Origin of the sequence: Pelagimonas phthalicica, assembly GCF_004364805.1 — a bacterium.
Classification (GTDB): domain Bacteria; phylum Pseudomonadota; class Alphaproteobacteria; order Rhodobacterales; family Rhodobacteraceae; genus Pelagimonas; species Pelagimonas phthalicica.
Genome location: NZ_SOAP01000004.1, coordinates 1 through 21,104, shown reverse-complemented (window position 1 = coordinate 21,104; position 21,104 = coordinate 1). Strand labels below are relative to the sequence as shown.

Here is a 21,104-nt window from a genome sequence, read left to right as displayed (position 1 = left end):
AGTATAACAAGTGACGGTCAAAAAGACCGCCAGAGGACGAGCAGATGTATCAGGGTCTAGTACTGACCGCGGTGAGTGTCGCCATGCTGGCCATGCCAGCCTTGGCGCAGCAAAGCCGTATTTCCGAAGATCGAGATCGCTTTCAGATGTCGGTCAACGGGGCCTCTGTGTCGATCACCCGCTCTGGCGTGGCGTGTCCGCCTGCCTGTCTGCAACCGATGCAGGCGGGGCCGGGCGTGTCTACGATTGGCGAGCTTGAGATGCTGGATTTCCTCGAACTCTTTGTGGCCGGAGGATCTGGCCTGTTGGTGGATATCCGTCTGCCCGAAGGGTTTGGGGCCGGGACTATTCCGGGCGCGGTCAACGTGCCCGCAGCAACGCTGCGTCCGGGCAATCCCTATCGCGATGATCTGCTGAACGCGCTGGGCGTGCGCAGCGGTGATTTTTCCTCGGCCTTTGATCTGGTGATATTTGGCAGCGGTGCCGATGATCCAGAGGCGGCCGAGGCGGTGCGCAGCCTGCTGGATGCCGGCTATCCGGCGAGCAAGCTCAAATATTACCGGGGCGGTTTGAACGCCTGGGTGGCCCTGGGTCTCAGCACAGCGCTGAGCCGATAGCGGGAGGAGTGAATAATGATCAGGATGGTTCTTCTTGCCCTTGGATTTGTCGCCGTGACGGTGGCCTTGGTGGTGATGATGCCCGGTATGGGCCAGCGCAGCGCTGACCTGCCCGTGGCCGAGCCCACAGTCACCCGCGCCGATCCCGGATTGACTCCGGTTGATCCGATGGCGGCGGCTGGCCTGCGCGAAACACGCCCTCCGGCTCTGGTGCAGCCACAGGCTCCGCGTCCCGCCGCGCCGGTGATGGCCCAGGACGATCTGGATGATCAATCGCTGCGCAAGATGACCTGGCAGACATTGTCGAGCCTGAACCACGCTACGGGCCGCGAAAGCGCGCCGGGTCAGCCGGGCAGCCTGTTGCATACCATCGTGCGTCGCTCATTGGACGAAGCGCCCAATGGTGCCGCCGCGCCGGACCTGTCCCAGCCACAAGTCTATGTGGTCGAAACCGGCGACAGCCTCGTGTCGATTGCCGAAAAGATCTATGGCGATGTGAACATGACCGGCCCGCTTTTTGCAGCCAATCAGGGGATCCTGACGCGGCCAGACGATCTTCGGGTGGGTTTGACGCTGATTTTGCCTGCAAAATAGACCGCTACACCTTGTGGCGGAGCTGACACACATTTCATACCCCTTGACGCGCTTACTAAATGTTGACGGCGAATAGGTGATTCGCCTATAACCGATGTAATCGCAAGAAAGCTGCCACTTTCGGTTCGCGGTTCTTTGGGGGAATACACATGGTTTCGCATGATTTGGCCGGCCAGACCGGCACCGTGCCCAGTGTCTGGGGGCGCGCATGATACGTCTTATCGCTTTGTCCTTTGGGACCGTCACCATGGTGGGTGCCGTTCTATGGGGATTGGATGACCGCAATGCCAAGCCGCAGGGCGAACTCAACGAAGTCAGCCGTTCCGAACCTGCCACGCTGAGCCTGCAACCAGCTCTGGTGCAATCGGGTGTGGTGATGAACCAGCCCGTGGCGCAAGCGCCGGTTCCAGCGACTGTGCGCGCGGCGATCCAGGCCGAAGTGGCCGAGATCCCGCGCATCCGCCCGGTGGCGCGCCCGTCCAATCTGGTGCCCCAGCCGCAGCCCGCGCCAAAACCGGTGCAAGAGGCATCGCTGGCTGACCAAGCACGCGCGGCTTTGGCCCCGCGCACTGTCACTCCGGCACCGGCTCCTGCCCCTGTGCAAGCTTCTCCTGCGGCGACATCCTTGGCCGATCAGGTCAAGGCGGCCCTGGCCCCGAAACCCGCCGCGCCCGCGCCGCAACCGGTGGCCAAAGCCCCAGTTCAGGCCGCCCCGGTTCAGCAAGCTCCGGTCGTGGCTGCCAAACCCGCCAAACGTGACATCACAAATGATGCGGTGGCGACCATGAGTTACGGCATTATCGGTGCCTTCCAGGCCGAGCCGAGCCAAAAGCCCGCCACGCCAACCCTGCGCCCTCAGGCGCGCGTTCCGGCGCTGGCCAATCAGCAAACCGCCAAGCTCGAACCCGCAGCGCCGCCCATGCGGACCTATACGGTCAAAGAGGGCGATAGCCTGCCGGGCATCGCGTTCCGGTTCTATGGCACCACGGTGGCTTATCTTCAGATCATCAATGCAAATCAGGACGTGCTGGCCAATCCGTCAGACCTGCGCGCGGGCATGACCCTGCGCATTCCTGAAACGGAATAACAGAATTAACAATACAGGCGAAACAAAGCCAACGAGCAGTCTTCAGGGTCCTTCGGGACCCTGATTTTTGTTTGGGATATGTGGTTTTTTCGAACACATCAGAGGTTCGCACCCGATCCGAGGGTGGGTGCCGTTTGACTTATTGACCGGGTTTCGACCTTCCGAACCTGGAGTGATATCCTGCGGATGTGATTATTTCGCACCCGCCCTGGGGGCGGATCGGGTGCGAACCGGATCGCAAGCGATCCGGGGAAAATGCGTCCTGTCTCTAAGCCCCATCGCCAAACGCCTTGGCCCCCCAATCGGCGCTTTGCATTTCGCGCAGGCGCGAGGCGGTGCGTTCGAATTCAAAGCTGCCGGTGCCTTCGACATAAAGCATCTCGGGACGGGCCGCGGCTGAGGCGATCAGGCAAGTCCCAGCCTCGTACAGCGTGTCGATCAGAGTAACAAAGCGCTTGGCTTCGTTAAAGTTGCGGCGGCTGAGTTGCGGAATGTCTTCGAGGATCAGCACGCGAACATTTTCCGCCAGCTTCAGATAATCCCCCGGCCCCAACATCTTGCCGCAGAGGTCAAAGAATTTCGCCCGCGCGACGCCATTATGGTAACGCGGCAATTCGATTTCGCGCCCTTTCACATGCAGGGTCAGGGTTTCCTCGACCCCGTGAGTCAGCTCTTCCCAAAGAGCGTTGATCGCGGCGCGGGAGTCTGAATTGACCGGAGTGAAATAGACCTGCGCACCCTGTAGACGGTCCTGACGGTGGTCGCGTTCTGAAACCAGCTCTTTGACGACCATCTTATCTTTGAGCAGATCGATGAAGGGCAAAAAGAGCTGCCGGTTCAACCCGTCTTTATAGAGCTCATCGGGAATGCGGTTTGAGGTGGTCACCACGACGCAACCGGCCTCAAAGAGCTGTTCAAACAGGCGGCCCACGATCATCGCATCGGTGATGTCGGTGATCTGCATCTCGTCAAAGGCCAGCACCCGCACCGCATCCGAGACGGATTTGGCAATGGGTTTGATCGGATCCTCGACTCCGTCATTGCGCAGCCGGTGCATTTCGGAATGGATTTCCTGCATGAAGGCGTGGAAATGCACGCGACGCGCCGGTTCGTCCAAAGCATCAACAAAGAGATCCATCAACATGGATTTACCACGGCCAACCCCGCCCCACAGGTACAGACCCTTGGGCGGCTCAGGCGCTTTGCGAAAAAAGCCGCGCTTGACCGGTTTGGCCAGCTCTTCGCGGATACGCTCCAACTCGGGCAGGGCGGCAAGCTGGGCATCGTCGCGCTTGATCTGGCCAGAGGCGACGCGGGCGTCATAGATTTGGTGCAGTGTTTCCATGGGTTTGGCTTAGCGTTTCATCAGCGAAAAGGGTAGTGCGCAAAAACGCATAAAAGATGTTGATGCGTCACATGAATTAATTCGATTTGACGTAATCGGGGCAAGGCGGCACAGTCGCGCGGCTGTTAGGAGCCCATATTATGCAAAGCCGTACCCCTCTTTTTACGCCGGTCTTGATTGTCGGCTGTCTCATTATCTTGGTGTCCTTTGCTATCCGGGCCAGCTTTGGCGTGTTTCAGATCCCGATTGCCGAGGAATTTGGCTGGTTGAGGGCTGAATTCAGCTTGGCGATTGCCATTCAGAACCTTGCCTGGGGGATTGGTCAGCCGATTTTTGGAGCGATTGCGGAAAAGATTGGCGACCGCAAGGCGATCATCATGGGGGCGCTGGTCTATGCGGCGGGTCTGGTTCTGTCGAGCATGGCAGTCACGCCCGAGGCGCATCAGGCCTATGAGGTATTGGTCGGCTTTGGCATCGCCGGCACCGGGTTTGGCGTGATCCTAGCGGTTGTTGGCCGGGCCAGCAGTGATGCGAACCGTTCCATGAGCCTGGCGATTGCTACGGCGGCGGGCAGTGCCGGTCAGGTCTTTGGCGCGCCAATGGCGGAATGGATGTTGGGCATGATGAGCTGGCAGCAAGTGTTCCTGATTTTTGCCGCCGCGATCCTTGCCGTGCTGCTGCTGCTGCCGCTGATGCGCGCCCCGGCCGCCACCAAGCAAGAGCTGCAGGAAAGCATGGGCGAGATCCTAGGAAAAGCGGCGCGCGATCCAAGCTTTACCCTGATCTTCCTTGGCTTTTTCAGCTGTGGCTATCAGCTGGCTTTTATCACCGCGCATTTCCCGGCCTTTGTGACCGAGATGTGCGGGCCGATTTTGGCGGGCGGTGTGCTGCATAATGTCGGGATCACCACGACCTCGGCCCTAGGGGCGGTGTCGATCTCCCTGATCGGGGTGTTCAATATTATTGGCACGCTGACAGCGGGTTGGCTGGGCAATCGCTATTCCAAGAAATACCTGCTGGCGATCATCTACACCCTGCGCACGGTTGTGGCGGCGGCGTTTATCCTGATGCCAATCACGCCCTGGTCGGTGATTATCTTCTCGGCGGTGATGGGTGGGTTGTGGCTGGCCACGGTGCCGCTGACCTCGGGCCTTGTCGCGCATCTATATGGCTTGCGCTATATGGGCACGCTCTATGGGATCGTATTCTTTTCCCATCAGGTTGGAGGGTTCCTGGGCGTGTGGCTGGGCGGCAAGATGTACGACATCTATGGCGATTACACGCTGGTCTGGTGGATTGGTGTTGGCGTCGGAGCGTTCAGCGCGATTGTGCATCTGCCGATCCGCGAAAAGCGCGAGAGTGCCGGGGCGGTGGCTGCGTAGTGAACCGATAGGTTGGCGGCCGACCCGAGGGCGGGTTTAGGACCATAACCTAATGCCCCGGATTGCTTGCAATCCGGTTCGCACCCGACCCGCCCCCCAGGGCGGGTGCGAATTTCTGCCTTTGCTTTTCCCGTCGCGGAAACGCTTGATCTGCAGTCCCGCAAGCCTTTGTGCCGCCCTCGGCTCGGGTGCGAACCTGTCGTTTCGCGCTACTCTTCGTCCAGCAAATGCTCCACCACATCCAGCGCGTGGGTATAGGGCAGCCCATGCCCGGCACCGTCGATGACGATCTGGTGAGCATTGCGGTTCCATTGCACCAAAGTTCCCATAGAGCGCAGGGGGATGACCGTGTCCACCTGCCCCCAGACCGCTGTCACCGGCAGGCCGGTCTCGGCTAGCTTGCGATGGGTCTTTTCCAATGGGCGGTTCAGGGTGCCGCGCAGTGATGACAGGACCGAGCGGATAAAACCGCGCCGCTGCAATTCAGCCTCTTGGTGGCGCAGCACGGCGGGCGGGGCGCTGCTGTCGCTTTTTATCCCGGCCAAGAGATGCTGGGGATAGAGGAGCGAAAACAGCCAATCCCCCAGTACCGGCACCCGCGCACAAAGCCGCGCCATGCGCCCCAGCTCTTCGCCCATGCCCGCGGGGGCGAGCAGGACAACTTCGCGGAAACGCTCGGGGTTTTCGGCGGCCACATGCGCGGCGATACTGCCGCCCATGGAATAGCCAATCAGGGTGATGTCCCTATCCAACCCCTGATCTGCCAGCAAGTCCAGCAATTGCCGCTCAAAAAAGGCCGGGGTTTGCCGTCCGCGCGGCGCATCCGAGGCCCCGCGCCCATAGAGGTCATAGACCAAAACGCGAAAGCCCAGCAGTGCCATGTTCTGGGCGAATTCGTGATAGGCAATCGACGGGGTCGAGAGCCCATGCACACAGACCGCAACCGGCCCGTTATCCGGCCCATACCAGCGGTAATAGGTCTCGCCCCTGGACAGTTTGGCCTTGGGGCTGGCATCGGGGGTGGGGGAGCGTTTGGCCTCTTGGTAGATTGGCAGGGCGGCGGCGCTGAGCACGCCCGCCCCGGCTATCAAGGCCAACCAACTCATGATCCTTGCGAGCCTTGCGCCGCCGTCCAGCAATCAAGGATATAGCGCCCAACCATCAGGTCGAGATGCGCGCCGCCGCCATTTTTGAACATGGTGATCTCCTCGTCGCTTTGCCGGGTAAAGGCGTCGAGCTGGTAGTAATCCGCCAGCACATGGTCGCGGGTGATCGCGCCTGTGGCCAGCGGCTCTTTCAGCTCACCGATATGTTCCAGCGTTGTGTCAAAGCTGTCAACAAAGAGCCGCGCGCGTTGCAGGGCGGTATCATCGGCCTCTCGCATGTCAGGGCGATAGGCCCCGATCAGGTCAACATGGGTGCCGGGCTGGATCCACTCGCCCTTGATCACCGGGGTTGTGCTCATGGTAGCAGAGGTGATGATATCGGCCCCGGCCATCGCAGTTTGCAGATCAGGCTGCCAGTGAATGCCAAGGTCATCCGCCATCGCTTGACCCGAACTTGCGGTGCGGTTCCATAGGGTGAATTCTGCATCTGGGAAGGCAGCGGAATAGGCGGCATAGAGCGAACGCCCAACCGTGCCCGCGCCAACAATCAGGATGTTGCGACTGTCAGGTCGGGCCAAGCGCCGCGCCGCCAACAGGCTATCCCCGGCGGTTTTCCATTTGGTCACCAGATGGAAATCCACCAAAGCCTCGAGCGCGCCAGTGGCATCGTTGAACAGGTTCACCGCGCCGTTGATCATCGGCTCCCCCTTGGTCGGGTTGTCCGGGAACACCGTCGCCGCCTTGACAGCCACGCCCAGCCCGTCGATCCAGGCCGAGCGGTTCAGCAATGTGTCCTTGCCGCGATAAAGGAACGTATCGGCGATCTCGGCCTTGGGCAGAGCGTGTCCTGCGGCCAAGGCGTCGGTCAGGGCGAGCCAGTCGAGATTGGCCTCACCTGCGGCAAAGGGGATAATGATCATGTCGCTTGCTCCGCTGTCAAAAGCCCCTTGGACACCAGGCAATCGGCCCAGCCCTGCGAGCCGGTAAAGTGATGCACCTGCCAGCCCCGCGCCATGGCGGCGTTGATATTGTCGATGCGATCATCGGTAAAAAGCAGCGCCGAAGGGTCAAGGCCTGAGTGGTCTTCGACCATCTCATAGATGCGCGTCTCTGGTTTGATGACGCCCATATGGCCCGAGACATAGGCATGGTCGAATTCGTTGAGGAAGTCATAGACCGGTGTGGCAATCGCCCAGGTGCCAATGCCGAAATTGGTCAGGGCCAAGACCTTGACCCCTTGCGCGCGCAAGGCCCGCAGACAACGCACCGATTGCGGGATGGCGGGTTTGGCCAGGTCGAGCCAATTGTCATGCCACATGCGGATTTCATCGCGAAATTGCGGGTATTTCTCGGCCGTTGCGTAAATCGTATCGCGAAAATCGCCGCCGCGATCCACCACATCATTCATGCCGTGCAGATCAACCTCGGCAAACATGGCGCGGCGGCGGTCCTCGCCGATCACCGCGTCATAATAGCGTTCGGGTTGCCATTCGATCAGCACATTGCCGATGTCGAAAATCACTGCTTCGGGTGTCATAAAATCTCTTTCTTTGCCGCGCGCAGGGCGCGTTCCAAACCATCCAGAAAACGCGAGCGATCCGCCTTGGAAAAGCCCTTGCCGCCGCCTTGGCGGAACGGATCAGCCGAGCGCAGATCGGCCATCAGGTCGCGCATCGCCAATTGCTGACCGATATTGGCCTGGGTCAGGGCCGAGCCGTCATGGCGCAAAACCTTTGCCCCCGCCTCAACACATTTCGCGGCCAAGGGCATGTCTGATGTCACCACCACGTCGCCCTTACCGGCGCGTTCGGCGATCCACATATCGGCGACATCCGGGCCTTCGGGTACGATCACCGTTTCGACCAAAGGGTTGGCGTGCGGGCGCAATCCGCCGTTTGACACCAGTTTCATCGGGATCTTGTGGCGTGTCGCGACGCGCTCTGCCTCGGCTTTCACCGGGCAGGCATCTGCGTCGATATAGAGCGTCGTGATCTTGGTAGGCGTGGTCATGAATAAAGCGCGTTGGCGTGAAAGGCGATGTGGTCTTCCATAAAGGTGGAGACAAAGAAATAGCTGTGATCATAGCCCTTTTGCATGCGGAACGTGCCCTCTTGCCGCTTGGCCGCCATGGCCTGGCTCAGCGCTTCGGGCTTGAGCAGGTCTAGGAATTGGTCGTCGCTGCCCTGATCAATCAGGACCGGGCCGTCAAAACCTTTTTCGGCCATCAACAGGGTGGAATCATGCGCCGCCCATGTGCTTTCATCCACTCCCAGATAGGCAGCAAGCTGCTTGCGCCCCCAGTCCGAAGCTGTGGGATTGGCGATCGGCGCAAAGGCCGAGACGGAGCGGTAACGCTCAGGCAAGGACATCGCCAAGGTCAGCGCGCCATGGCCGCCCATGGAATGGCCGGTGATGGATTGGCGATCCAGATCAACCGCGAATTCCTTGCCCAGCAGGGCGGGCAACTCATCCGCCACGTAATCCCACATGCGGAAATGCGGGGCCCACGGGGCTTGGGTGGCGTTCACGTAAAACCCGGCACCCTGACCCAGATCATAAGCCTCGTCATTGGCAACACCTTCGCCGCGCGGCGAGGTATCAGGAAAGACCAGCGCAAGCCCTTCTTCGGCGGCCCAGGCCTGCGCGCCTGCTTTGGTCATGGCGTTTTCATGGGTGCAGGTCAGGCCCGAGAGATACCAGAGCACCGGCACCTCGCCCTCGCGCGCGGCGTCAGGCAGGAACAGGCCAAAGGTCATGTCGCAGGAACAGGCGTCCGAGCTGTGGGAATAGACCCCCTGAACTCCGCCAAAACACCGGTTTTCCGAAACAGTTTGCATGCACGCTCTCCAAGGCAAATCAGGGCCCTGGGGCGGGCCAGTTCATGTGCCGTAACGTGCCATGAAGGTGTCGACAGCGCCATCCACAATTCGCGTTATTTCTGCGTCAGAAAACGACGTTTGGATGCCAAAAAGCAGTTTTGGATGCAGGTCGGATTTGCACAGCTCGGCGAATTGATCCGCCGCCAGTGGCATATCGTCAATCTTGAGGTCTCCGCGCTCGACCGCGGCGCTGAGATATTCGATCATCGCATGGCGCATAACCATGGGGCCGCTGTGGTAAAATTCGTGCCCGATCTCGGGGAAACGATCCGCCTCTGCCACGCAAATGCGGAACATGCGCTGGCCCATATCGGAATAGATGAAATGCAAAAACATCTGTCCGGCCTGAGTCAGGATCTGGCGCGGCGGGGCGGTGAGATCAATGGTGGTCAGCGCCTCAGAGGCCTGAGCACGGCACTGGGCCGAAGCCACCTCCATGAATAACAGCCGTTTGTCGGGGAAATAGCTGTAGAGCGTCGCCTTGGACACACCGGCCTCGCGGGCGATGTCATCGACACTGGCCCCCTCGAACCCATCGCGCAGAAACACTTCGCGTGCGCCTGCGAGAACCTGATCGAACTTGCGCCCTTTGCGAACGCCGGCTGTCCGTTCTGTGGTCGTGGCGGTGTCGGAACCCATATGTAACCCCTGTTATCCCAACCCCTATATAGGGCGGCTGAGCGCGGCGCGGCAAGGAAGCAAGTCACCTGCCGTAGCGCAAAATGAAAGGGCATCCCCCAGGGGCTCGATAGCAAGCCCTCAAAGAATGCCCGGGTTTTTGAATCTGTTGCGGTAACGTCAATGCTTATTCGCAGGTTGTCACGCCGCCAATCAGATCGGTGCAGCCTTGGGTCACATCCCCATCAGGGGCCGGGAAGGTGAGGTCTGGCAAAGGCATGGAGGGCAGGGCCATGGCCGAAGCGGCGGTGGACAGGGCAACGAGGGCGGCTAGGGCAATAGAACGCATTGTTTGGGTCCTTCTAAACTGTTTCGTTTAGTTATCTAAACTATTCGGTTCAGTTTGCAAGATTGAAACTGAACTATTCGGTTCAGTTTTTCGCATTGCAGCTATGCAAATTCCGATTACATTAGAGTCATTCTAAAAAGAGGGCCGAAAATGCGCTTTTTAACCCATCGCCGCCGCTTTGATGATCTGTCCGAACAAGAGGTCCTGGCGCTGGCCATTTCCTCGGAAGAAGATGACGCGCGTATCTATCGCAGCTATGCGGAGCGTTTGCGCGCCGACTATCCCGAAACCGCCTCGGTCTTTGACGGGATGGCGGTGGAAGAGGACACCCATCGCGCCGCCCTGATCGCCTTGCATCAACAGCGTTTTGGCGAGGTCATCCCGCTGATCCGCCGCGAACATGTGGCGGGCTATTATGCGCGTCGCCCGGTCTGGCTGGTTGAGAACCTGTCGCTTGAGCGCATTCGCGAAGAGGCGGCGAGCATGGAGCGGGATGCGGAACGCTTTTATCTGTCAGCGGCGCAGCGCAGCACGGATGCGGATACGCGCAAATTGCTGGGTGATCTGGCGGCGGCAGAGGCCGGGCACCAGACTGCCGCTGAAAGCATGGCCGACAAGGCCAGTGAAAACGGTGATGAAGAGGACGCCACACGCCATCGCCAATTCCTGCTGACCTGGGTGCAGCCGGGCCTGGCGGGGTTGATGGACGGGTCGGTGTCGACCCTGGCCCCGATCTTTGCCACCGCCTTTGCCACGCAGGACACCTGGACCACGTTTCTGGTTGGCCTCGCGGCCTCGGTCGGGGCGGGGATTTCCATGGGCTTTACCGAGGCTGCCTCGGATGATGGGCAGCTTTCGGGGCGTGGTTCACCACTGAAACGCGGGCTGGCCAGCGGGGTGATGACCACGGTGGGCGGATTGGGCCATGCCTTGCCCTATCTGATCACTGATTTCTGGACCGCCACCACCATCGCCTTGATCGTTGTTTTCATTGAGCTTTGGGCGATTGCCTGGATTCAGAACAAGTTCATGGAGACCCCGTTCTGGCGCGCGACGTTCCAAGTGGTGGTCGGCGGAGCCTTGGTCTTTGCGGCGGGTGCTTTGATCGGGGCTGGATAGCTTACTTTTCCCGGATTGCTTGCAATCCGGTTCGCGCCCGACCCCGCCCCCCAGGGCGGGCGCGAAATGAATGGAACGTTTCAACTTTGTCCATCGGGCTCTAACCCAACTAGGTTGTATCAAGTACAAATGCGCCCACCCACGGTGTCGGGCGCGAACCTGTGTCGCGTTTGACCTTCAATGAAGTGAATACCCGTGCTCGACGATTACTTGCTTACCCCTCGCAGCAACCCAGGTAGCATATCGCGCAGGGTGTCCCAGACCAGGCGGATGCGGGGATTGGTGCGCAGTTCGCGATGCGAGACCAGCCAAACCGGGTATTCAAAGAGCGGCTCATTGGGCAGGACCCGGTGCAGATCCGGGTCGGCATCGCCCATGGCGCAGGGGCCGACACACAGGCCCAACCCGGCCTTGGCAAGGTGCCAATGGGCAAAATGCGAGGCAGAGTTGGTGCGGAAATTCTCGGCCGTCACCGGCAGGCCAAATTCCTGAAAAGCCGTGACAACCCGGTCACCATCGCCAAGCCCGATAAAATCGGCCTTGTTCAGATCCGCTAACGACGTCACCGGCCCCAGCTGTTCAAGATATTCGGCGCTGGCAAAGAAGGTGCCCACATCATTGCCCAGTGATTTGGCGATCAAATCCGGGTCTTCGGGGCGGGTGTTGCGAATGGCTATATCCGCCTCGCGTCGCCGCAGGTCGCTGATTTCATTGGAGGAAACCACATTGATGGCGATCCCCGGCGCGATGTCGCGCAATTTGCGGATGATGGGCGGCAGGACCCAGACGGAATAAAGCTCGGTCGCTGAGATGCTGACCTCGCCCGCCAGTTCTTCGGATTGGCCGGTGGCGACAATGGAAATTGCCTGCGCCGCGTCGCCCATGGCCTTGGCCTGCACCAGCAATTCGCGCCCGGCCTCGGTCAGTTCCAGCCCACGCCCGACCCGTTCGAACAGGATCACGCCCAGCTCTTCTTCGAGGGCCGCGACCTGGCGGCCCAAGGTCGGTTGTGCCATGCCCAAGGCGCGGGCGGCTGCAGAGAGCGAGCCTTCTTCGGCGGTCACCAAAAAGGCCCGCGCGCGGTTCCAGTCAAAATTCACTGAGCGCCAATCCATGGGCACAGGGTTAAAGCAGCGGTGGGGGCAGTCAATGGCAAAGACAAAAAGACCCCGGCGGGAGGAGGCCGGGGTCTTTTGCGCGCAAATATTGGGAGGGGTTTGCGCGGGTCTGGATGGTGCCCCGCAAAGGGACGGGCAGGGCACCGGAGGAGTTTATTTTCAAGGGGTTAGTTTACGGCTTGGGCGTCAACCACATCCTTTTCAACCTGCTTGGTTGCCGCGGATTCAATTGCGATGCGGCGGGGTTTCAGCGCTTCGGGGATTTCGCGGGTCAGGTCGATATGCAGCATGCCGTTTTCATGGCTGGCACCGGTGACGCGGACATGATCGGCAAGGTGGAACTTGCGCTCAAACGCGCGGGTGGCGATGCCGCGATGCAGGTATTTGGCCTGATCGGCATTGGCCTTGCGCCCGGCGACGACCAGCGATTGTTCCTTGACCTCGACGCTTAGATCACCTTCGGCAAACCCGGCCACAGCCAGGGAAATCCGATAGCTGTCATCAGCGGTTTTCTCAATGTTATAAGGTGGGTAGCCCTGTTGGGGCGTGTCATTCGCCAGCACGCGATCCATCATGTCAGCAATCTGGTCAAAGCCAATCGAGGCACGATGAAGGGGGGCAAAATCAAAATGTCGCATGGAATCCTCCGTTGAGCGATCCGGGTTGGTGCCTTCCCGTTTGGGACAGGCGTTTTCGTGTTGCGGGGCCCAGCATTAGGCACCCCGGTCACTCTGAGATGGGGAGGGGTTTTGCAGGTTTCAAGGGGGGCATAGCAGAGGCGGCATAAGGCGAAACAACCGAGCGTTCGCAGCGTTAAACATGGGTGTTTAACCACTTGTAAAACACCGATCTGTGCAAAACGCCCCGCGTTTTGGGGGGATTGGGTGCCACCAAAATGGGGCCCCGGATCGGGGGTTTAATGCGGGCAGGGGGCTATCTGTCCGATTCTGGCGGAGTTTTGGGGGGATTGGCTGAGTGGGGCCACAAGGGGCACGAATAGGGGCAAATTCTGTGGTCACGTTTGCGTGAAAAGGGCCGAGGTTTGTGTTGAGGGGCAGTCTTTCCCAATTGTTGGTTCTCGCTTCCAATTGGTTTACTTGGTTGCAGGAACGATGGAATTTAGGTCGTAACTGACATGTGCCTAACATGCAGAGCTGGCGGGGGGTGTTTTTGTTTGGGGACCTGTTGTGAATTGGAAATTGTTTATGTGCCTGCAGGTTTTGGCAGGCGGGGTGACCGTTCTGTCCACGCCTGTTCTTGCGTCTTGTGACGATTGGACGTCACACAATTTTGTCAGGAGCGCGACAGCGGCTGAAGTAGAGCTTTGCCTCTCGCAGCGGGATGACATCGAAACACATGACAAGTTCGGCTACACGGCGTTGCAAAGTGCGGCCTCGGCGGGAAACACTGAGGTTGTCAAATTGTTGTTGGCTCACGGTGCTTCGGCCCAAACAGGTGCGGTCGCCAGTCCAAGCGCGACAGCGCTTCATTTTGCGGCGTCACCTCGGGGCAATGCCGAGGTGGTTCAAGAGTTGATAGCAGCAGGTGCCGGCGTCAACGTAATTGCAGGTCGACACAAATACACAGCGCTCCATTTGGCGGTGCAGGCTCGCAATCTCGGTGTTATTCGCGCGTTGCTGGAAAATGGTGCAGTTTTTACAGGAGATCACGAAGGGCTGACTCCATTGCATTGGGCTTTTGCGCATGGGCGGTTTTATGGAGGCGGAGAGAAGGCGCGAAAGATCGCTGAGGAACTGATTAAGTTTGGTGCCGATCCTTATGCCGTGACGCCAAAAGGCTGGAATCCGTTGCATTACGCGGTGCGAAACAACGCGTTTGATGCGATCCCCGTTTTTGCGCCATTTGGGGATTTGGCAGAGAAGGCCAATTCAGACGGGATGACACCCGTTGAACTTGCCGCCCATTGGGCAAGTGGAGAGACGATGGCGGCATTGATCGCGATTGGTGCGTCCGTTTCTGGCCGCGACGCGAATGGCAATTCGCTGCTTCATATGGCGGCAGAGGCCGAAAACCACTTGATGATCGATTTTCTCGCCGCTTTTCCTGACCTGCTTGATGGAACAAACAATCAAGGAATGACCCCTTTGCATGTTGCTGCCAAGAATGGTGCCGATGAGGTGCTGTGGCGTTTGCTGGACGCGGGGGCAGACCATAATCTGGTTGATCAAACCGGGCAGACAGCGTGGGACTATGTTCGGGACCATCGAAGGATGAGAAACAAGCCCGCTTACTGGCGACTGTTGGATTTGGACAGGATGGGTAGTGATTAGCGGCTAGTCAACGCTTTCTGAGCCTAGTCCCCTGGAACTGAAATCCGCAACATAGACAATTAGTAACCACACAGGTTCGCGCCCGGCACCGAGGGTGGGCGCGTCAAACCTTGGCAGCTGGGTGGTGGCATCAGATAACTTTGTACCTAGTTGAAACGTTGAGACGAATTCGCGCCCGCCCTGGGGGCGGGGTCGGGCGCGAACCGGATCGCAGGGCGATCCGGGGATGTTGACTCTATGACGGGAATGCGGTTCCGGGTGACTGGTATCTGGCGCTTTAGCAAGACTGTTCAGAACATGCCGCCCCAGAGGCGCCTGTGCATGCCATTGAGATTTTGATTGGGAACGACCCTGTCAGCGCGGGTACGTTGTCCGCCCCGGTTAAATTCCAAACCGAAGCCACAAATTCGCCTCAAAACCAATGTAATTTTTCACCAGTTTAGTCTGAGCAACACGCATGAGAGGCTCAGAGGGTAGTGAAAGCGGTAAGAGTATGGCCATAGGTGAGGCGGGTAGCGTAACCACGAATTCTCCGACGGAGAACCAACCGATCACGGTCAATCTGACCGAACCGCTGACCGACCCTGTCTTTGCGCTGAGTGCCACGAATAACGGCGGCAACCAGTTTATCCTGCGCATCACGGATCAGACCCTGGACGCGAATGGCGACACGATATCCTTCACCTTCATCATCGAAGAGTGGGAGTATCATGACGGCCCACATGGTGCGACAGAGACCATCAACTGGATCGCGGTTGAAGAAGGGGTGCATACCCTGCCAGATGGGCGCGTCATCGAAGCGGGGACAAGCGACATTGCCAGCACCGGGCAAAACACCGGTGACAGCGTGTCCTTTAGCGGCAGTTTCACGGAGCCTCCGGTTGTTCTGACATCGGTGATGTCGGAAAATGACACGACCACTGTCGATAGTGACCCCAGCAATATCACCGCTTCGGGTTTTGACCTGACATTGCAGGAAGAAGAGGGCGAGGATGGCGTTCACGCGTCAGAAACGATCGGTTGGATCGCGATTGAGCCGGGCGGAGATGCGGCGTCGGGCACGGCAAATACGCATGATGGCGTGGATGAAAACACCGATGTTCTAAGCCTGGGCGACACGTTTAGCGACGGGGTGGTGGTGGCGGAAACCCAGACGATCAATGGCGGGGATACGGCCACTGTTGTCATTGATGGGCAAACCAACAGCAGTGTTGGTGTCTTTGTCGAAGAGGAGCAATCCAGCAATTCCGAAACCAACCATATCAATGAAACCGTTGGGATCGTGGCCTTTGAAGATGGTCTGATCCCCTGTTTCACGGCCGGGACGCGGGTGTTGCTGCCCACGGGCTATGCGGATGTCGCGACGGTCAGAAGTGGTGATCTGGTGGTGACTGCCGATGAGGGGGCGCAGAAGCTCCGCTGGATTGGACGTCGTCACATCGACCAAGCCGGTTTCAAGCGCAATGAGGGGCTGCGACCTGTGCGCATAAGTGCTGGGTCCTTGGGGCAAAACCTGCCGGAACGTGATCTGCTTGTCTCGCGCCAGCATAGAATGTTGGTGACGTCGAAGGTTGCAGAGCGGATGTTTGGGCGGCGCGATGTGTTGGTGTCGGCGATCAAACTGACGGCCTTGCCCGGCATCTTTGTGGATTTTGACGTGAAGGAGGTTGAGTACATTCACCTCCTGTTCAAAGGGCATCAACTGCTCTTTGCCGAGGGTGCGAAGTCAGAAAGCCTTTACCTGGGGAGCGAGGCGCAAAAGGCGCTGTCGCCGGAGGGCCGGGCCGAGATCGAAACCCTGTTTCCGAATTTACGGCGGCGGCGTGATGTCCTTATGCCCGCCAGATTTGTACCGTCGGGGCGGTTGCAGAAAAAGCTCATGACCCGCCATGTCAAGAATGACAAACCGGCGTTGAACTGACTTTGTCTGGCTCAGTCTCGTGGCACGAGCGGGGGTAGGCGGGGGGTGAAGATGGATGATTTGACGATGGATGTATGCGTTTCTGCCCGGTCATGGAACGGGCGCAAGATGTCGTCCAACTCGGCGATGGTCACCAGAGCCAGCCGAGCGACATAGCAATCTTCGCCGGTGACGCGATCGCAGGACATGAAGCGCGGTTGATCCTGGATCATCTGTTCGACCGCGCGCAACTGGCCGCTGCGCGGTTTGATCCGCACAAGGGCAAAAATCGTGTAGCCCAAGGCCTGCAAGTCGAGCCGCACGCCGAACCCGTCAATACAATCGATCTCGCGCAAGCGGCGCAGGCGCTCACCCACGGCGGGGCCGGTCAGCCCGACCTCTTTGCCAATCTCTGACAGGCTTGCGCGACCATCCGAATCGAGAATCTCGATGATTGAACAGTCTTTTTGATCCAGCACTTTTGACATGAAAGAAGATTATTTCCGTTGCCTTGGTTTGAAAAGGAATTTCTGAAAAACGCTTTTCACATGTGCAGGATTTTCGCGGCGGGTTTTCCTATGATGTCCGTCAAACTGATACGAGGAAAACCCAATGGATATTCAACGATTTGCGGCCTTTAGCACAGGGAATGCGGGCGGTAACCCGGCGGGGGTGGTTTTGTCGGATACACCCTATTCTGAGGCCGAGATGGCGCGTGTCGCCGCTGAGGTCGGTTATTCCGAAACCGCCTTTGCCGTGGCGCAGGATGACAGCGGCAAGGCCTGGCGGGTGCGCTATTTCTCGCCGGAATCCGAGGTGCCGTTTTGCGGCCATGCCACCATTGCCCTGGGCGCGGCGCTGGGGTTGCATGCGGGGCCGGGGGAGTTTGACCTGACGCTGAACAATGCTGCGATCACCGTTGCGGCGCAATCGTCTGAGTCGGGGATGCAGGCGAGCCTGTCTTCGCCGCCAACACAGAGTCAGGCAATCTCTGATGACGAGTTGGCCGATGCCCTGGCCCTGTTCGGATTTGAACAGGGGGATCTTGACCCGCGTCTGGCCCCGGCCCGGATTCATGGCGGCGCTGACCATATTGTGCTGGCGCTTAAGGAGCGTTCGCAGCTGGCAGGCATGTCTTATGATCTGGATCAGGGGCGGGAGATGATGCGCAAACATGGGATTGTGACGATCATGCTGGTTGTTATCGCCGGTGATCAGAGCTTTGACGTGCGCAATGCCTTTGCCTCGGGCGGGGTGCTGGAGGATCCGGCAACCGGTGCCGCGGCGGCGGCTTTTTCTGGTTATCTCAGAGATCAGGCATGGCCCCATGGTGGCACGCTGACAATACGGCAGGGCGAGGATATGGGGCAGCCTTCGCTCATTCAGGTTGAGCTGGATGACACAGCTGGCGCGCCGGTTCGGATTTCCGGGCGCGTGCGAGATATGGCCTGATATGCTGGGCGGAGCGCCTGCGGGTGGTCCGCCTTTGATCCCGCCGCTGCTTTGATGGGCGAAGGGGCGGCATGGGGTGCGCAAAACTGTTGTGGCGGGGGCGAGAAATGTCGATGTTGCCGATATGGGTACAGAGACTGAGTTTTCCTTTGCAGCGCTGAGCGGGGCGGCGCGACGGCATATTCGGGTGTTTCAGCTGCACCAGTTTCTGGATCGCTTTGCGATGGGGCTGACAGTGGCCGTGGTGGCGCTGGCACTCAGCGACCGGGGGATGGATCTGTTCCAGATCTCGCTGCTTTTTGGGGTCTATTCGCTGACGACTATGGCGATGGAGCTGCCATTCGGCGGATTGGCGGACAGTATCGGGCGCAAGCCGGTTTTCCTGGCGGCGGTCATCGCCAGTCTGATCTCGCTTGCGCTGTTTCTTTCAACCCGTGATTTCCATGTCCTCGCCCTATCCTTCGCCTTTATCGGCTTTGGGCGGGCGCTGCGATCCGGGACCTTGGATGCCTGGTTTGTTGAGGGTTTTCAGACAGAAGCGCCCAATGTCGATGTCCAGCCCGCCCTGGCCAAGGCGCAATGGGCGGGGGCCATGGGGCTGGCGATTGGGGCGGTCTTGGGCGGGCTTTTGCCGGACAGCCTGGGGCCGGTCGCGCAACGCCTGGGGTTCAGCATCTATGACACCTCTTATGCGGCGAGTTTTGTGGTGATGCTGGGGGTGTTTGGGTTCACCATGCTGGCCATTGTGGATACGCCACGCGCTCTGAACCCCGGTGCTTTGAGGCTGGGCTTTGCGAGTGTTCCAAAGGTGATCCGGGAGGCTGGCTGGCTTGCCCTGCGGCATCCGACGCTGTCGGTGCTTTTGGCGGCGCTGGCGTTTTTCCTGATGGCCACCAATCCGGTCGAGGTGATCTGGCCGACCTTTGCCAAGCCGATGCTGGACGCGGCCTATGCCAACACGGTCATCGGTGCCCTGACCGCGAGCTATTTCTTTGCCATCGCTTTTGGTGCCGCGCTGTCCCCCTTTGTCAGCCGGATTTTCAAGCGGCGGCATGGGGTGACGCTTGGGGTCGTATTTTTCTGTCTGGCGGGTGTTCAGATCGCCCTGGCCTTGCAGGGGGGTATCCTTGGCTTTGCCAGTGTTTTTATCCTTTATTCTGTGTGCCTTGGTCTGAGCGAGACACCGGCCAGCAGCCTGTTGCATCGCTGCGTTGGGGATCATCAGCGCGCGACCATGCTGTCGCTGAGATCGCTGATACAACAGCTTGGGGCGGCCCTGGGATTGGTCTTGGCTGGACGCATGGCCGAGATCTATTCCACACCTGTGGCATGGGCTATCGGGGCGGTGTTTCTGTTGCTTGCGGCGATCCTATGTGCGGTTTTGGCCCGGCAATTATCCGATCAAGGCAGATAGCCCGGCGCGGCCTGCATGTCAGAGCGCGTTCGTGAAGTCGGTGAAGCGGTTCTGCAGGATGTCGGCCCAGCCGGTGACGTAGTTCGCTCTTGTGTCTTCGGCCTGATCCCCTCTGGCCTCCCAGCCGCTATGGACCAAAGTGACGAGGGTGTTGCCATCATCTGCCCGTTCAAAGGACACTGACACTGTTGTCGCTTCGGCCTCGGACAGGCCCGGATGCCAGGTGAAAGCGACGCGCTTTCCCTCTTCAAAGGCCAGAATTCTGCCCCAAATCCTGTGTTCGCCTGATGCTGAAATCTCAAAAACCTGCCCGCCCTCATGACGTTCGATGATCACGGTTTCCGGGGCGGGATCGCCGAAATAGGGGCTGACGGAATGCGTTTCCAGGGGCCACCAGAGCGACACTTTGGACATGAAGGCCTCAAAGGTGTCCTGCGGGCTGCGGTTCACCTGGGTCGTGACCTGGATCGGCTCAAGCGGCATGTGACTATTCCTTTTGTTCATTGAGAGACGCCAACAGATTTGACCAATGCGCCGTCCAAAAGGCGCGTATTTCTTCCAATTTCTCTTTGTTGACGCAGTAGATATTCCGAGTGCCTTCAGGGCGGACCTCAATCAGGCCAGCCTCTTTGAGAACCTTGAGATGCTGCGACATAACCGGTTGCGACACATCAATTTTAACCGTCAATTCGCGCACGGACATCGGCCGCTGCGCCAGTTCATTGATGACGCTTTGGCGAATGGGATTGGACAGCGATTTCAGCTCGTGTTCATAAGGCATAGCTTATCATAAGGTTTTCCTTATGATTCTGGCAAGGGGAAACTTGGCGGATGCTTTTGCCCGCGCAATGCGATGATGTTGAAACCCGCCTTGCAGCGGGCTTTGTTCGGGTCAGGATGGTTAAAAAAGGTTGCGTAACCATCTGGCGACAAAGAAGGAAAATGGCCCGACCACCAATGACAGGACAAAGGCAATCGGAAAGGCCAATGCAAAGCGTTGTAGCCAGACCCAAAGCCAGCCTTGGGTGAAATGCATTGGAAATGCCGTAAAGATGAAGGTCATCAAAAACGCCATCATGAGGGCAATCAGAAATTGCGCGAGGATGAGGGTAACTTTGTCGGGGCCCATGGTTTTTCCTTTCAATAGGCAAAATCAGGGCCGCAAACAGGATATGCGACCCAGATATTCAACTGGATCGCCTTGGGTTCGCTTGATGAAAGAAAAGCGACTAGCTCTCGCAAGATTGCAAGGACCGGGATAACCGTACCGGCCAACGTTTTTCGGCCCCTTGCAGATAGGTCACCCCAGGCCACCGGTCAAGGGGGCAACCTGTTTGGGCGCGGGCGGGTTGAGATTGGGAAACCGAGCGTGCGCTGTGTTAAACCTGTGGGTTTAACCACTTGTTAAACGCCAATCTGTGCAAAACGCTCCGCGTTTTTGGGGGATTGGGTGCCGCTGAAATGGGCCCCCGGATCGGGAATTTGCCCCGGGCAGGGGCAATCTGTTCGATTCTGGCAGAGTTTTGGGGGGATTGCGTACGGGGTGTTAGAGGTGCCGGGAATGAGGGTGATTTTTGGGGTCACGATTGTGTGAGGTGGGACGGTTTTGCGCAGATTGTGTACTTTGCAAAATCCGTGCCTCACTGCCCACCATGCGGACAAAGCTGCCGTTGACCCATTGTCCTTTGGTCGCTATCAGGATGACCATGATTGCTTGAGCCTCTCCCACACAACCATCCTTTGGTTCTGAATTCGCGTCTAAATTTGAGGCGCGCAATATGCTCATGTAAAAGAGAGAATTCATGATTAGCTACATCACTATCGGGTCAAATG

Annotated in this window: 23 protein-coding genes; 9 read left to right on the top strand and 14 right to left on the bottom strand. The window is 58.8% G+C overall.

Annotation, left to right across the window (positions count from 1 at the left end):
* The first annotated feature begins 44 nt into the window (after nucleotides 1-44).
* From CLV87_RS20720 to CLV87_RS20710, 3 genes are all read left to right on the top strand, one after another.
* Nucleotides 45-617, top strand: a complete 573-nt coding sequence (locus CLV87_RS20720) for a rhodanese-like domain-containing protein (protein ID WP_099248350.1) — start codon at nucleotides 45-47, stop codon at nucleotides 615-617.
* 15 nt (nucleotides 618-632) lie between these two features.
* Nucleotides 633-1,211, top strand: coding sequence for a LysM peptidoglycan-binding domain-containing protein (locus tag CLV87_RS20715; protein WP_133840862.1), 579 nt, complete (start codon nucleotides 633-635; stop codon nucleotides 1,209-1,211).
* A gap of 208 nt (nucleotides 1,212-1,419) precedes the next feature.
* Nucleotides 1,420-2,298 carry a LysM peptidoglycan-binding domain-containing protein gene (locus CLV87_RS20710; protein WP_133840861.1) on the top strand — a complete coding sequence of 293 codons (879 nt, stop codon included), beginning with the start codon at nucleotides 1,420-1,422 and terminating at the stop codon, nucleotides 2,296-2,298.
* A gap of 268 nt (nucleotides 2,299-2,566) precedes the next feature.
* Here CLV87_RS20710 and zapE read toward each other — a convergent pair whose 3' ends face one another.
* The gene (gene zapE / locus CLV87_RS20705) at nucleotides 2,567-3,643 is read right to left on the bottom strand and encodes a cell division protein ZapE (RefSeq protein ID WP_099248356.1); all 1,077 of its coding nucleotides are present in this window, start codon (nucleotides 3,641-3,643) and stop codon (nucleotides 2,567-2,569) included.
* 140 nt (nucleotides 3,644-3,783) lie between these two features.
* Here zapE and CLV87_RS20700 point away from each other — a divergent pair, with 140 nt between their 5' ends.
* A complete protein-coding gene (locus tag CLV87_RS20700) occupies nucleotides 3,784-5,025 on the top strand; it encodes an MFS transporter (protein WP_099248358.1) in 1,242 nt (413 codons plus the stop codon).
* 209 nt (nucleotides 5,026-5,234) lie between these two features.
* Here the strand turns inward: CLV87_RS20700 and CLV87_RS20695 are convergent, their stop codons facing one another.
* The 7 genes from CLV87_RS20695 to CLV87_RS23980 form a co-directional block, all read right to left on the bottom strand.
* On the bottom strand, nucleotides 5,235-6,131 hold the full coding sequence (locus tag CLV87_RS20695) for an alpha/beta fold hydrolase (protein WP_099248360.1): 897 nt from the start codon (nucleotides 6,129-6,131) through the stop codon (nucleotides 5,235-5,237).
* On the bottom strand, nucleotides 6,128-7,051 hold the full coding sequence (locus tag CLV87_RS20690) for an ornithine cyclodeaminase family protein (protein ID WP_099248362.1): 924 nt from the start codon (nucleotides 7,049-7,051) through the stop codon (nucleotides 6,128-6,130). The genes CLV87_RS20695 and CLV87_RS20690 overlap by 4 nt, the downstream gene beginning before the upstream one ends.
* Complete coding sequence (locus tag CLV87_RS20685) at nucleotides 7,048-7,668, bottom strand: HAD family hydrolase (protein WP_099248364.1); 621 nt, start codon at nucleotides 7,666-7,668, stop codon at nucleotides 7,048-7,050. The genes CLV87_RS20690 and CLV87_RS20685 overlap by 4 nt, the downstream gene beginning before the upstream one ends.
* Nucleotides 7,665-8,123, bottom strand: a complete 459-nt coding sequence (locus CLV87_RS20680) for a YaiI/YqxD family protein (RefSeq protein WP_099249291.1) — start codon at nucleotides 8,121-8,123, stop codon at nucleotides 7,665-7,667. The genes CLV87_RS20685 and CLV87_RS20680 overlap by 4 nt, the downstream gene beginning before the upstream one ends.
* 14 nt (nucleotides 8,124-8,137) lie before the next feature.
* Nucleotides 8,138-8,968, bottom strand: coding sequence for an S-formylglutathione hydrolase (fghA, locus tag CLV87_RS20675; protein WP_099248366.1), 831 nt, complete (start codon nucleotides 8,966-8,968; stop codon nucleotides 8,138-8,140).
* Nucleotides 8,969-9,010: 42 nt separating this feature from the next.
* A complete protein-coding gene (locus CLV87_RS20670; RefSeq protein ID WP_099248368.1) occupies nucleotides 9,011-9,649 on the bottom strand; it encodes a TetR/AcrR family transcriptional regulator in 639 nt (212 codons plus the stop codon).
* A gap of 166 nt (nucleotides 9,650-9,815) precedes the next feature.
* The gene (locus tag CLV87_RS23980; RefSeq protein WP_166652815.1) at nucleotides 9,816-9,977 is read right to left on the bottom strand and encodes a hypothetical protein; all 162 of its coding nucleotides are present in this window, start codon (nucleotides 9,975-9,977) and stop codon (nucleotides 9,816-9,818) included.
* A 150-nt stretch (nucleotides 9,978-10,127) separates the two neighbouring features.
* Here CLV87_RS23980 and mbfA point away from each other — a divergent pair, with 150 nt between their 5' ends.
* Nucleotides 10,128-11,096: an iron exporter MbfA gene (gene mbfA / locus CLV87_RS20665; protein WP_099248370.1), complete on the top strand. Its 969-nt coding sequence runs from the start codon at nucleotides 10,128-10,130 to the stop codon at nucleotides 11,094-11,096.
* A gap of 206 nt (nucleotides 11,097-11,302) precedes the next feature.
* Here the strand turns inward: mbfA and CLV87_RS20660 are convergent, their stop codons facing one another.
* On the bottom strand, nucleotides 11,303-12,211 hold the full coding sequence (locus tag CLV87_RS20660; protein WP_099248372.1) for a LysR family transcriptional regulator: 909 nt from the start codon (nucleotides 12,209-12,211) through the stop codon (nucleotides 11,303-11,305).
* Nucleotides 12,212-12,381: 170 nt separating this feature from the next.
* Nucleotides 12,382-12,852: an Hsp20 family protein gene (locus tag CLV87_RS20655; protein ID WP_099248374.1), complete on the bottom strand. Its 471-nt coding sequence runs from the start codon at nucleotides 12,850-12,852 to the stop codon at nucleotides 12,382-12,384.
* Between the two features lie 549 nt (nucleotides 12,853-13,401).
* Here CLV87_RS20655 and CLV87_RS20650 point away from each other — a divergent pair.
* Together CLV87_RS20650 and CLV87_RS20645 are read left to right on the top strand one after the other, a co-directional pair.
* The gene (locus CLV87_RS20650) at nucleotides 13,402-14,505 is read left to right on the top strand and encodes an ankyrin repeat domain-containing protein (RefSeq protein ID WP_133840860.1); all 1,104 of its coding nucleotides are present in this window, start codon (nucleotides 13,402-13,404) and stop codon (nucleotides 14,503-14,505) included.
* A 493-nt stretch (nucleotides 14,506-14,998) separates the two neighbouring features.
* Complete coding sequence (locus CLV87_RS20645; protein ID WP_099248378.1) at nucleotides 14,999-16,426, top strand: Hint domain-containing protein; 1,428 nt, start codon at nucleotides 14,999-15,001, stop codon at nucleotides 16,424-16,426.
* A gap of 11 nt (nucleotides 16,427-16,437) precedes the next feature.
* Here the strand turns inward: CLV87_RS20645 and CLV87_RS20640 are convergent, their stop codons facing one another.
* Nucleotides 16,438-16,893 carry an Lrp/AsnC family transcriptional regulator gene (locus CLV87_RS20640; protein WP_099248380.1) on the bottom strand — a complete coding sequence of 152 codons (456 nt, stop codon included), beginning with the start codon at nucleotides 16,891-16,893 and terminating at the stop codon, nucleotides 16,438-16,440.
* A 124-nt stretch (nucleotides 16,894-17,017) separates the two neighbouring features.
* Between CLV87_RS20640 and CLV87_RS20635 the strand changes: the two genes are divergently transcribed.
* Together CLV87_RS20635 and CLV87_RS20630 are read left to right on the top strand one after the other, a co-directional pair.
* Nucleotides 17,018-17,857 carry a PhzF family phenazine biosynthesis protein gene (locus CLV87_RS20635; protein ID WP_099248381.1) on the top strand — a complete coding sequence of 280 codons (840 nt, stop codon included), beginning with the start codon at nucleotides 17,018-17,020 and terminating at the stop codon, nucleotides 17,855-17,857.
* A 124-nt stretch (nucleotides 17,858-17,981) separates the two neighbouring features.
* Nucleotides 17,982-19,271: an MFS transporter gene (locus CLV87_RS20630; RefSeq protein ID WP_099249293.1), complete on the top strand. Its 1,290-nt coding sequence runs from the start codon at nucleotides 17,982-17,984 to the stop codon at nucleotides 19,269-19,271.
* Between the two features lie 18 nt (nucleotides 19,272-19,289).
* Here CLV87_RS20630 and CLV87_RS20625 read toward each other — a convergent pair whose 3' ends face one another.
* The 3 genes from CLV87_RS20625 to CLV87_RS20615 form a co-directional block, all read right to left on the bottom strand.
* Nucleotides 19,290-19,754: an SRPBCC domain-containing protein gene (locus tag CLV87_RS20625; RefSeq protein ID WP_166652814.1), complete on the bottom strand. Its 465-nt coding sequence runs from the start codon at nucleotides 19,752-19,754 to the stop codon at nucleotides 19,290-19,292.
* 4 nt (nucleotides 19,755-19,758) lie between these two features.
* On the bottom strand, nucleotides 19,759-20,052 hold the full coding sequence (locus CLV87_RS20620; protein WP_099248385.1) for an ArsR/SmtB family transcription factor: 294 nt from the start codon (nucleotides 20,050-20,052) through the stop codon (nucleotides 19,759-19,761).
* A gap of 120 nt (nucleotides 20,053-20,172) precedes the next feature.
* On the bottom strand, nucleotides 20,173-20,400 hold the full coding sequence (locus tag CLV87_RS20615; protein WP_099248387.1) for a DUF2798 domain-containing protein: 228 nt from the start codon (nucleotides 20,398-20,400) through the stop codon (nucleotides 20,173-20,175).
* Nucleotides 20,401-21,104: the final 704 nt, after the last annotated feature.

Coding starts and splice junctions, on each gene's coding strand:
- CLV87_RS20720 (WP_099248350.1), top strand. CDS start 45: ATGTATCAGGGTCTAGTACTGACCGCGGTGAGTGTCGCCATGCTGGCC.
- CLV87_RS20715 (WP_133840862.1), top strand. CDS start 633: ATGATCAGGATGGTTCTTCTTGCCCTTGGATTTGTCGCCGTGACGGTG.
- CLV87_RS20710 (WP_133840861.1), top strand. CDS start 1,420: ATGATACGTCTTATCGCTTTGTCCTTTGGGACCGTCACCATGGTGGGT.
- zapE (WP_099248356.1), bottom strand. CDS start 3,643: ATGGAAACACTGCACCAAATCTATGACGCCCGCGTCGCCTCTGGCCAG.
- CLV87_RS20700 (WP_099248358.1), top strand. CDS start 3,784: ATGCAAAGCCGTACCCCTCTTTTTACGCCGGTCTTGATTGTCGGCTGT.
- CLV87_RS20695 (WP_099248360.1), bottom strand. CDS start 6,131: ATGAGTTGGTTGGCCTTGATAGCCGGGGCGGGCGTGCTCAGCGCCGCC.
- CLV87_RS20690 (WP_099248362.1), bottom strand. CDS start 7,051: ATGATCATTATCCCCTTTGCCGCAGGTGAGGCCAATCTCGACTGGCTC.
- CLV87_RS20685 (WP_099248364.1), bottom strand. CDS start 7,668: ATGACACCCGAAGCAGTGATTTTCGACATCGGCAATGTGCTGATCGAA.
- fghA (WP_099248366.1), bottom strand. CDS start 8,968: ATGCAAACTGTTTCGGAAAACCGGTGTTTTGGCGGAGTTCAGGGGGTC.
- CLV87_RS20670 (WP_099248368.1), bottom strand. CDS start 9,649: ATGGGTTCCGACACCGCCACGACCACAGAACGGACAGCCGGCGTTCGC.
- CLV87_RS23980 (WP_166652815.1), bottom strand. CDS start 9,977: ATGCGTTCTATTGCCCTAGCCGCCCTCGTTGCCCTGTCCACCGCCGCT.
- mbfA (WP_099248370.1), top strand. CDS start 10,128: ATGCGCTTTTTAACCCATCGCCGCCGCTTTGATGATCTGTCCGAACAA.
- CLV87_RS20660 (WP_099248372.1), bottom strand. CDS start 12,211: ATGGATTGGCGCTCAGTGAATTTTGACTGGAACCGCGCGCGGGCCTTT.
- CLV87_RS20655 (WP_099248374.1), bottom strand. CDS start 12,852: ATGCGACATTTTGATTTTGCCCCCCTTCATCGTGCCTCGATTGGCTTT.
- CLV87_RS20645 (WP_099248378.1), top strand. CDS start 14,999: ATGGCCATAGGTGAGGCGGGTAGCGTAACCACGAATTCTCCGACGGAG.
- CLV87_RS20640 (WP_099248380.1), bottom strand. CDS start 16,893: ATGTCAAAAGTGCTGGATCAAAAAGACTGTTCAATCATCGAGATTCTC.
- CLV87_RS20635 (WP_099248381.1), top strand. CDS start 17,018: ATGGATATTCAACGATTTGCGGCCTTTAGCACAGGGAATGCGGGCGGT.
- CLV87_RS20630 (WP_099249293.1), top strand. CDS start 17,982: ATGGGTACAGAGACTGAGTTTTCCTTTGCAGCGCTGAGCGGGGCGGCG.
- CLV87_RS20625 (WP_166652814.1), bottom strand. CDS start 19,754: ATGCCGCTTGAGCCGATCCAGGTCACGACCCAGGTGAACCGCAGCCCG.
- CLV87_RS20620 (WP_099248385.1), bottom strand. CDS start 20,052: ATGCCTTATGAACACGAGCTGAAATCGCTGTCCAATCCCATTCGCCAA.
- CLV87_RS20615 (WP_099248387.1), bottom strand. CDS start 20,400: ATGGGCCCCGACAAAGTTACCCTCATCCTCGCGCAATTTCTGATTGCC.